Source organism: Chamaesiphon polymorphus CCALA 037, from assembly GCF_003003845.1.
Classification (GTDB): domain Bacteria; phylum Cyanobacteriota; class Cyanobacteriia; order Cyanobacteriales; family Chamaesiphonaceae; genus Chamaesiphon; species Chamaesiphon polymorphus.
Genome location: NZ_PVWO01000587.1, coordinates 1 through 3,240 on the forward strand (window position 1 = coordinate 1; position 3,240 = coordinate 3,240).

The window sequence follows — 3,240 nt, forward strand, 5'->3', positions numbered from 1 at the left end:
GGATTTTCATCTCGTACCAATTCGGCTTGGCAATATCCATTTCAACGTCCAGAAGTGGGCAAAATTACTAAAAATATTCAGCGAGAAATTGCCTTTCACCAGCAACGCATTCGACAACAACCGACAGATGGATTGGAGCGTGCGGCTCTAGCGCAATCTTACCTAAAAATGGCGCGCGCGACTGGCGAAAGTAGCTGGTATCTGCTCGCCCAACAGACAGCCCAACAATCGTTAGTGAATTTACCCTTTGATAATTACGGTGCAACGCTAGTGCTAGCAAAAGTCGCCGCCGCCAAACATGAGTTTCCCCAAGCCTTAGCCCTGCTCGAAAAACTGCCTCCGCAAGCTGAATCTTTATCGCTAGCAACCACCACCTATTTAGCGTTAGGCAACGTCACAAAGGCGCGGCAAAGTGCGGATATTTTGGCGCAAAGAATGCCGACGCTCAATAATTTGACGATCAAAGCTCTCGTCGAAGTCGCTCAGGGAGAAGATGCCTCAGCATTGCGGGATTTACAAGCGGCAATTGCGGCTGAGGAACCAGAAGAAGCCGGAAGTTCGGCGTGGGTGCGGACACTATTGGGGCGGTTTTATTACAAGCGGGGACAACTTCAGCAGGCGGAGGAGTTATATGATTCTGCCTTACAAATCTTGCCAAAATATCCGCCAGCCTTATTAAATATGGCCGAATTATCCGTCCGACGGTGGCAAGCCGATCCCACTCAAACGCAACACCAGCAACGCGCCGTTGAATTATACGATCGATTTTTTCTGACTGAGCAGCAAAACCCGACAGTCTACGATCATATTGCCCTCAGAGGGTTGGCGCGAGTCCAACGGTTGCAAGGCGATACTGCCAAGGCTAATGCCACCTGGGAGCAAGCGGTATCGAGATTGCGAGCGGATCTAACTGGTTTCGGGCATCGGCGGGGGTTGGCGCAATTATTGCTGGAATGGGGACAGCAAGCAGATCTCGCTGAGGCTCTAACTTTAATGCAAGCCGAAATTAAAGTCCGCCAAGATCCCGAAACTTGGGATACCTTAGCGGCTGCATATCTACAGACGGGACAGCTAGAACAGGCTCAGCAGGCGATCGCAGCGGCATTAAAGTCAGGAATTCGCAATCCAGGCATATTCGATCGAGCGGCGGTTATCGCCCAAGCTAGAGGGCAATCTGCACAAGCCCAGAAGTATCGAAAACTAGTTAAATCGATCGATCCGACGTTCGAGGCTGGAGCGAGACAGGCTTTAGGTTTGGGAGTCGGATTGTCGGGCTTGAATTAATTAACGAAGGCAGAAGGTTGTTGTCTTGACGGGTTTTAGACCCTAATTTCAGATAATCGCCACACTCGAACTCTACATCGGTTCGAGATATTTTAAGACCGATCGAAAATAACTATATCGATATGAATTTTATTACTCACTTTTGGCTTAATATCTACAATCGCATCCCCAGATTTGGTAGAAATGCGATCGCCTTATTATTAGGATTGGGATTGAGTTTGGCTCTGGCTATTCCCAGTCAGGCACATTGGGCAGATCTAGCCGTGGCAGATATTCAGATCGATCGAAATAATGTCGAACTAAATCTGACGATCCCGACTGGCTTAGTCGATCGATTTGATGATGATAAAGATCGAAAATTGTCAGAGCTAGAAATAACTAAACATCAAACCAAACTTCAGCAATTTTTGAATGAAAAAATTCAACTAACAGCAGCCGGACAAAAAAATGATGTCTCGATCGTGCGATCGACTGTAGCCAAAACTTTGTCACCCAACCTAATTAATACTCCCGACACCCACAGCACCTTATTATTGCAATATCGCTGGGCAGAACCCGTGACTCAATTGCAAATGAATTACGATCTGTTCGTACCCGGAGTAAGTACGGCAAGGTGTTTGGCACAGGTATTTAGAGATGGTAAGGTCGATAATATTGTCTTTACACCGACAGCCAAAACTGCCGATCTCATCGATGCGCCCATCTTACAGCAGATTACTAGTTTTATCGGACTGGGCATCGAACATATTTTTACTGGTTACGACCATATTTTATTTTTAATTAGTCTCTTAATGCTGGGTGGCGGATTGAAATATTTAATTAAGGTTGTCACTGCATTTAGCATCTCCCATTCGATTACTTTAACGCTAGCAGTGTTGAATATTGTCTCCGTACCGAGTCGTTGGGTAGAAATAGTAATTGCACTATCGATCGCCTATATTGCTGCCGAAAATTTGTGGCGTAAGGAGCCGAATCTGGCAAGATGGCAATTAGCCTTTGGGTTTGGACTAATTCATGGCTTGGGCTTTTCTTCAGCTTTGCAGGAGTTAGCATTACCTCGAAATAACTTAGCAGTTTCGCTAGTGAGTTTTAGTGCGGGTATCGAAATCGGTCAAATCTCGATCGTGCTATTAACTTATTTGGGTTTAACTTATTTACGTAAATTGCCTTGGGACTTGACTGTGCGACGCCTAATTTCGGTGGGAGTAATTGTAATGAGTGCGATCTGGGTTTGGGAGCGCGCTTTTATGGGAGCGTAAATCGCGATATTAACCGATCGATCGACGGAGTTCGCTCATTGCTGTGCCCGTACCTTTAGCTTTGGCAGTTGAAAAACAGAGATCGATCGTATTTTGCAGTAAGAGATCGGGAAAGTAACGACTATTTTTGCTGACTCGATACTCACCATCTGCTAATTGATAGATCGTCAGTCGATCGTTTTTAAATAGCCATACTTCTGGGACATTATAAGGAAGAAAATCTAATTCAGATGTATAACTAGTGATATCGATTTCGATAACTAAATCTGGTGGCGGATCTAATTGCCAATCGATCCGATCTTTCCCCACTACTGCTTGCCAATTATCGATATAAAAACAGTAATCTGGCTCGATACCACTTACTTCAGGCAGATCCAGCGTAATCGGTGTAAATGCTTCATAATTACGATTTTGACTTTCTAGCAACACCTTGACAATATCTGCAAGAATGTTCGCCTCACGTCCGTGTCTGGGTAATGGACTCATTAGCAAAATCTCTCCAGCATGATATTTGAGTCGAGGAATCGAGCCATCTCCCCGACTGTCACGTAATTGACAATAATCTTGCCAAGTCCCAGGAATTCGCATCACTGCTCCAGGTGGCATTTGAATCCGATCTGTCGAAATAACTGCGTACACGATCGTTACCTTTTAGCATCGTTCTGTTTAATTATAACTGTGTCGATTGTTGGTGGGA

At 45.2% G+C, this 3,240-nt stretch carries 3 protein-coding genes; 2 read left to right on the forward strand and 1 reads right to left on the reverse strand.

The window, feature by feature from the left end:
• Both C7B77_RS26770 and C7B77_RS26775 read left to right on the forward strand, forming a co-directional pair.
• Positions 1 to 1,284 (forward strand): tetratricopeptide repeat protein (locus C7B77_RS26770; protein WP_106312182.1); only part of this gene is annotated, 1,284 nt, incomplete at its 5' end.
• A 122-nt stretch (positions 1,285 to 1,406) separates the two neighbouring features.
• Complete coding sequence (locus C7B77_RS26775) at positions 1,407 to 2,543, forward strand: HupE/UreJ family protein (RefSeq protein WP_106312185.1); 1,137 nt, start codon at positions 1,407 to 1,409, stop codon at positions 2,541 to 2,543.
• 9 nt (positions 2,544 to 2,552) lie between these two features.
• Here C7B77_RS26775 and C7B77_RS26780 read toward each other — a convergent pair whose 3' ends face one another.
• On the reverse strand, positions 2,553 to 3,182 hold the full coding sequence (locus C7B77_RS26780) for a Uma2 family endonuclease (protein WP_106312188.1): 630 nt from the start codon (positions 3,180 to 3,182) through the stop codon (positions 2,553 to 2,555).
• Positions 3,183 to 3,240 lie beyond the last annotated feature (58 nt).

Coding starts and splice junctions, on each gene's coding strand:
- C7B77_RS26775 (WP_106312185.1), top strand. CDS start 1,407: ATGAATTTTATTACTCACTTTTGGCTTAATATCTACAATCGCATCCCC.